The 5,662-nt window shown below is 70.5% G+C and carries 9 protein-coding genes; 7 read left to right on the top strand and 2 right to left on the bottom strand.

Translation table 11 applies throughout. From position 1 onward, the window contains the following. A partial coding sequence (locus KBX39_RS21245) for an NAD(P)-binding domain-containing protein (RefSeq protein ID WP_210872143.1) occupies positions 1-217 on the bottom strand: 217 nt, incomplete at its 3' end. A 64-nt stretch (positions 218-281) separates the two neighbouring features. On the opposite strand from KBX39_RS21245, the gene KBX39_RS21240 reads away from it, so the two are divergent. Beyond that, positions 282-650, top strand: a complete 369-nt coding sequence (locus KBX39_RS21240) for a helix-turn-helix domain-containing protein (protein WP_104113336.1) — start codon at positions 282-284, stop codon at positions 648-650. A 180-nt stretch (positions 651-830) separates the two neighbouring features. On the opposite strand, the gene KBX39_RS21235 is transcribed toward KBX39_RS21240, so the two are convergent. Continuing rightward, a complete protein-coding gene (locus KBX39_RS21235) occupies positions 831-1,433 on the bottom strand; it encodes a TetR/AcrR family transcriptional regulator (protein WP_210872141.1) in 603 nt (200 codons plus the stop codon). Between the two features lie 117 nt (positions 1,434-1,550). Here KBX39_RS21235 and KBX39_RS21230 point away from each other — a divergent pair, with 117 nt between their 5' ends. The 6 genes from KBX39_RS21230 to KBX39_RS21205 all read left to right on the top strand — a co-directional run bounded on the left by KBX39_RS21230 (position 1,551) and on the right by KBX39_RS21205 (position 5,474). Further along, positions 1,551-2,267, top strand: coding sequence for a DUF998 domain-containing protein (locus tag KBX39_RS21230; protein ID WP_210872139.1), 717 nt, complete (start codon positions 1,551-1,553; stop codon positions 2,265-2,267). Positions 2,268-2,333: 66 nt separating this feature from the next. Then, positions 2,334-2,804: a UPF0158 family protein gene (locus KBX39_RS21225; RefSeq protein ID WP_043330312.1), complete on the top strand. Its 471-nt coding sequence runs from the start codon at positions 2,334-2,336 to the stop codon at positions 2,802-2,804. Between the two features lie 113 nt (positions 2,805-2,917). Beyond that, positions 2,918-3,100 carry a hypothetical protein gene (locus KBX39_RS21220; protein ID WP_113974442.1) on the top strand — a complete coding sequence of 61 codons (183 nt, stop codon included), beginning with the start codon at positions 2,918-2,920 and terminating at the stop codon, positions 3,098-3,100. 150 nt (positions 3,101-3,250) lie between these two features. Continuing rightward, a complete protein-coding gene (locus KBX39_RS21215; protein ID WP_210872137.1) occupies positions 3,251-4,174 on the top strand; it encodes an NAD(P)-dependent oxidoreductase in 924 nt (307 codons plus the stop codon). After that, on the top strand, positions 4,171-4,647 hold the full coding sequence (locus tag KBX39_RS21210) for a nuclear transport factor 2 family protein (protein ID WP_210872135.1): 477 nt from the start codon (positions 4,171-4,173) through the stop codon (positions 4,645-4,647). The genes KBX39_RS21215 and KBX39_RS21210 overlap by 4 nt, the downstream gene beginning before the upstream one ends. After that, a complete protein-coding gene (locus KBX39_RS21205) occupies positions 4,644-5,474 on the top strand; it encodes an SDR family NAD(P)-dependent oxidoreductase (RefSeq protein ID WP_064446360.1) in 831 nt (276 codons plus the stop codon). The genes KBX39_RS21210 and KBX39_RS21205 overlap by 4 nt, the downstream gene beginning before the upstream one ends. Positions 5,475-5,662 lie beyond the last annotated feature (188 nt).

Genomic DNA, 5,662 nt, shown 5'->3' with positions numbered 1-5,662 from the left:
GCATCGCGGTGACGCCGTCCCAGTGGACCGCGAGCAGAACCGCGTCGGTGCCGGCGGCGACCGTCGGCACGGGCCGCGCGGTGCCGCCGATCCGGTTCGCGATCGCTTCGGCGGCGGCCGTCGAGCGACCCCCGATGATGATGTCGTGTCCGGCCCGGGCCCAGCCGGTGGCCAGTGCCGTGGCGAGGTTGCCGGTGCCGAGGATTCCGATCCGCATACCGTCACGCTAGGCAGGCCGACGCGCACCGGATGGTGCATGTCGGGCGTGCCAGGATGGGCGCATGGGTGACGGCGACCTCTGCGAGGAACTCGTAGCCGACTGCCGGATGCGGATGGCGACGGACCTGTTCGCGCACACGTGGGATGCGGTCGTGCTGGCCGCGCTGGCCGAGGGCGCCCTCCGCCGCCGCTCACTGCGGGCACGAATCGGAGGAATCAGCGACAAGGCGCTCACCGAGGCCGTACACAGGCTGGTCGGCAACGGCCTGGTCGAGCGGCGGTTCTTCCCCCAGGCGCCGCCCCGGGTCGATTACGCGCTCACCGATCTCGGCCGCAGCTTCGCCGACGGCCCGATGCGGGCGCTGGGCGCCTGGGTCACCGAGCATGGCGACGAACTGTTCGAGGCGCAGGAGCGGCTCAGCGCGTCGTAGCACCGCGAACGGCCAGGGCCGTTCGGTACCCCACCCACTGGACCGCCCGGAGTCGTCGGGGTCGGCGATGACCTCAACCGGCGGTTCAATGCGCTCTTTGGTGACGTGGGCCAGGACTCAACGGGAAGCCCGTCACCGTGACGGGGCCGTGAGGTTTCCATACGCCCATTGGCGTGGACGCTACGTGCCTCGCGCCGGGTCGTGCTCACTCCAGCCCTGATCGAGGATCCGGAATCCCGCGTCGAGCATCGGATCGGTGTCACTCGTCACGAGTAGCTGGATCTGGAGGGCGAACCGGGCGTAGATCCGGATGTCGTCGCTCGGCTGGGACAGGCCGAGATCCTCGGTGATGGCTGCGACGAGTGCGTCCTCATGGCGGAGCCACATCCGGGAGGCGTACTCCTGGAGGGCCGGTGTGGCTTCCATCAGCGACATGACCCGGCGGCGGAGCGGCGCTTCCTCGCCGGACCACATGGCGACGAATTCGGAGCGGTAGTGGGCCTTCAGCGCTTCCGAGATCGAGAGGCCGGCCGGCCGCTCGCGCACGGCGGCGACGAGTCGCTCGCGTTGCGCGTCTTCCTCGTGGAAGAGGAGTGCCTCCTTCTGGGGGAAGTGGGCGAAGACAGTGGTGGGGGAGACGTCCGCCTGGTCGGCGATCTCCCGCACGCTCACCGCGTCGAAGCCGCGCTCGAGGAACAGCTCCTGCGCAGCTCGCAGGATCGCGGCCCTGGTCACGGCCTTCTTGCGCTCGCGCCGCCCAGTTCGATTCGGCTCCCTTGCCATGCCGTCATCGTACAACTCTGACCATGATGGTATTGACACCAAAACTGGTATCACTACACTTCCGTAGTGATACCAGGCTCCTCTGTCCCTGCCGACCTCGCCGAAGGGCTCCCGGCCATGACACAACTGGTGAAGGCAACGCCGAAGGCAACCGTCTCTGCGGCGTATCGGAGCGGCCAGCGCCAGCCCGCCGGGGCAGCGCTCGCCGCCGCAGCAGCGATCTTTCTGCTGCTCGAGTTCGTCGCCGCCGCGGCCTGGCGGAGCCCGCCCTACAGCTACACCTACCACTACATCAGCGACCTCGGAGTCCACGGCCCGTTGACCGCGTTCGGCCAGTACATGTATTCGCCCCTCTGGTGGGTCATGAACACCGGCTTCTTCCTCTTCGGAGTCCTGGTGTTCATCGGTGTCGCCCTGCTCAACGGCCTGCGAGGCTGGCGCCGGGGGGTCCTGCTCGGCATGGCCGCCCTGGTCGGTGCCGGCGGCGTCGTGCTGGCGCTCTTCCCCGGCGACGGCGAAGCCGACCGGCAGGGCACTGTCGACTTCCACGGTTTGGGCGCCATGGCCGCCATCGTCGGCGGCAACATTCTGATCATCGTGCTCGGGCGCATGTACCGAGACCTCCGCATCGGCAGGAAGCCCGGGAAGGCCATGGTCATGCTCGGCGCCTTCGGACTCGTCTCCACGGCGGCTTTCCTCGCCGTCGCCGGGTCAGGGACCAACGTCTTGGTCGGCCTCGTCGAGCGCTGCGCCGTCTACCCGATCCTCATCGGCCTCATCTCCGCAGGGGTGTCCATCTGTCGCCGCAGCTACCGGGACACTGCCGCGCTCTAGTTCGCGGCCGAGAGGGAAGAGCACCTACCGTGGTCGCCGGCGACCACGGCAACGGGAGTGGACATCATGCTCGACGTACGCCACCTCGATCTCGAAGAGATCGCCGCGGCGCTGCAGGACCAGAGCGCGTACGAGTACCGCTGGCTCATCGATCCGGCCAGCGGGAAGATCGTGATGTGGACGGCTGACGGCGGCATCGACGGGAAGACGCCGATCGACCTCGATGAACTCGATCTGGTTCCGATCGAGGCGTTGCCGCCCTCCGTCTGGCACCGCGACATGGTCGACTTTGCCCAGCGGGTCAGCGACGAGCAGGCGGGCCGCAGGCTCTTACGGGCCGTCCAAGGCAGGGGTGCCTTCCGGCGGTTCAGGGACGAACTGCACGACGAGTATCCGCACCTGCTGACGGTCTGGCATGCCTTCCACCAGGCTCGGGCAACCCGCCGGGCCATTGACTGGCTGCTCGACAGATGCCTGATCGATGACGCTGCCGCGAGCCGCTGTCGGACCGAGCACCCTGACCCGGACGTGCCGTGAGTCGAGCAGTCCGAAGAGGCGGGGGCAGCAGAGCAGGGTGATCGAACCTATTCGACTTCTCGGAGCAGGGCGGTCCGCCATGCAGAGACGCGAGCCCGCATGTCGGCGACCTCATGCGATGCCAGACCGTAGTCGGTGAAGTCTTCGTCGTCGAAGCGGTCGACGTGGCGAAGCATTGCGGCGAACATGCTCCGGTCGAATCCGTCGTCGGCGGCGTGCGCGAGGTCGCAGAGCTGGTCGAGGGTGTACCGGCCGCTGATGGCGGCATCGATGTCGAGGAAGTCGCGGGCGGCTGAGTCGCAGGTCGATGTCGGCGCGGCGACGCCTGGCGCGGCGGGCGCCTGCTCGTGCTAACCTACCAATCGCTTGGTTGGTTGATACGGACGTCATGCCGGCTCCCAGACGCACGCCGGGGGAGCCGCCTCACTACGCAAGGAGACCTCGCGATGGAGGTACTCGTGGTCGGTGGAACCGGCATGATCGGGGTCCACACCGCCCTTCACCTGCGCGACCGGGGAGACAACGTCACCGTCGCCGCCCGAGGGACGGTCGACGCGGACTCACCCGTCGCCGGCCTGCCCGTCCTCCGCGGGGACTACACCCGCCAGACCTTCACCCGCCAGGACCTGGCCCCCTTCGACGCGGTCGTCTTCGCGGCCGGGCAGGACGTGCGTCACCTGCCCCGGGACGCGGACGAGGCCACGTTCTGGAAGGAGACCCAGAGCGCGGGGGTGCCGGCCTTCGCCGCCCTCGCCAAGAGCGCGGGCGTCTCCCGCTTCGTCCAGGTCGGCAGCTACTACCACCACCTGCGACCCGACCTGGCCGAGTCCAGCGCCTACGTCGCCGCCCGCCGCGACGCCGACGAGGGCGCCCGGGCGCTGGCTGACGACTCCTTCACGGTCTGCACCCTCAACCCGCCCTCGATCATCGGTGCCATCCCCGGCGTCACGGCAAAGCGCTACCGCCGCATGGTGTCCTGGGCGGCCGGCAACGAGCCGCAGATCCCCGACCACGCGCCGGCCGGCGGCACGAACTACATGTCGGCCCGGTCCCTGGCCGAGGCGATCGGCGGCGCGCTCGACCGTGGCGCGGCGGGCGCGGCCTACCTCGTCGGTGACGCCAACCTGACGTTCACGCAGTTCTTCCAGCTGCTGGTCGACGCGGCCGGGGGCAACCGCACCATCGCCGAGCGCGACGAGCCGCACCCCTTCATGCCCGACTCGATGATCGTCCAGGGTCGCGGAAACGTCCTCGCCTATGAGCCGGATCCGGCCGAGACCGCGCTGCTCGGCTACACCCGCGGCGACTGCGAGCGCGCCGTCGCCGAGCTCGTCCAGGTCGTGCGCGCGGCGACCGCTCGCGCGGCGTGACCGGCCTCGGCGCGGCCGACCTCACCGCGCTGCGCGCGCTCTCCGAGACGTACGCCGCAGCGGCCGACGACCGCGACGCGGCAGCGATCGGCGCGCTGTTCGTCCCGGACGGCGTCCTGGTGGTTCCCGAGCCGCCGGCGCACCTCGGCCCGCACGTGCCCCACGTCGGCCGCGCCGCTGTCGTGGCCGCGTTAGGGGCGCTCGCCGGCACCCTGGCGACGACTCACGTCGTGGCCGGGGCGCGCTACCTGCCGACGTCGACCGGGGCCCGTGGCCGGGTTCGCGGCACGGCCCACCACCTGCTTCCCGGTCGCGACGGGCCCTCGGACGTGGTCTGGTTCCTGCACTACGACGACGAGTACGCGCGTACCGGCGAAGGTTGGGCGTTCACCCGCCGCGCGGTGACCGTCAACTGGATCGAACGCCACCGCGTCTCCGTGACCCGGTCCGACGAGGAAGGAACCGGCAGATGAGCGCCACCCGCAGGCTCGAGGGCCGGATCGCTGTCGTCACCGGCGGCGCCCTCGGCATCGGCGGCGGCATCTCCCGCCGTCTCGCCGCCGCTGGCGCCCACGTCGTCCTCGTCGACATCGACGGGGAGGCCGCCGCCGGCACCGCCGCCGACATCCGGAGTGCCGGCGGCGAGGTCGAGGTCGTCCTCGCCGACGTACGCACCGCCGACGGTGTCGCCGACGCGGTCGCCGCCGCGGCGGCCGTCGACTCGGGGCGGGTCGACGTGCTCGTCAACAACGTCGGCGACTTCCGCCCGGCCGCCAAGACCTTCCTGCACTCGACCCCGCAGCAGTGGCAGGCGCTCTACGAGATCAACCTGTGGCACGTGCTCGCGATGACGCATGCGCTGCTGCCCGGCATGGTCGATCGGGGCCGTGGCGCCATCGTCAACAACTCGACAGTCGAGGCCTTCCGGGGCATCCCTGCGTGCGCCCCGTACTCCGCCTACAACGCCGGGGTCAGCGCCTTCACCAGGAGCCTCGCCGTCGAGGTCGCCGGTCACGGGGTACGGGTCAACGCCATCGCGCCCGACCTCGCCGACACGCCCCAGACACCGGCCGCGGCGATGCTGCGCGGACGCGACCCGGAGCTGATTCGTACGTGGATCCCCGTCGGCCGCTTCGGCGAGCCCGACGACTACGCGGCTGTGGTCGAGTTCCTCGCCAGCGACGACGCCCGCTTCGTCACCGGGCACACGATCCCCGTCGACGGAGGCACCCTTGCCGCCTCGGGCTGGTACGCGCGTGCCGACCGCAAGGGCTGGTCGAACATGCCGAACGAGGCATGACCGTGGACGCCGGGGCTCGTCGACGGGTCCCGGCGTCCACGGCAGTGCTCAGTCGCGGCGGTCGAGACCGAAGAGCTCCGCTGCCGCGGCGAGCTGGTCGAGGTACTCGGCCAGGTCACGGTGCCGGACGACGAGGTTGACCACGGTGGCGCCCGCCTCGCCGATCCGGCCGGCGAGGTCCAGCGCGG

The sequence above is a fragment of the Micromonospora sp. D75 genome (assembly GCF_018070405.1).
In the GTDB taxonomy this organism is placed as follows: Bacteria; Actinomycetota; Actinomycetes; order Mycobacteriales; family Micromonosporaceae; genus Micromonospora; species Micromonospora chalcea.
This window is presented reverse-complemented; position numbering and strand designations above follow the sequence as displayed.

Bases quoted from the DNA above. Each gene is read 5' to 3' on its own strand.
- KBX39_RS21215 (WP_210872137.1), top strand. From the start codon at position 3,251: ATGGAGGTACTCGTGGTCGGTGGAACCGGCATGATCGGGGTCCACACC.
- KBX39_RS21230 (WP_210872139.1), top strand. From the start codon at position 1,551: ATGACACAACTGGTGAAGGCAACGCCGAAGGCAACCGTCTCTGCGGCG.
- KBX39_RS21205 (WP_064446360.1), top strand. From the start codon at position 4,644: ATGAGCGCCACCCGCAGGCTCGAGGGCCGGATCGCTGTCGTCACCGGC.
- KBX39_RS21240 (WP_104113336.1), top strand. From the start codon at position 282: ATGGGTGACGGCGACCTCTGCGAGGAACTCGTAGCCGACTGCCGGATG.
- KBX39_RS21225 (WP_043330312.1), top strand. From the start codon at position 2,334: ATGCTCGACGTACGCCACCTCGATCTCGAAGAGATCGCCGCGGCGCTG.
- KBX39_RS21235 (WP_210872141.1), bottom strand. From the start codon at position 1,433: ATGGCAAGGGAGCCGAATCGAACTGGGCGGCGCGAGCGCAAGAAGGCC.
- KBX39_RS21220 (WP_113974442.1), top strand. From the start codon at position 2,918: ATGCGATGCCAGACCGTAGTCGGTGAAGTCTTCGTCGTCGAAGCGGTC.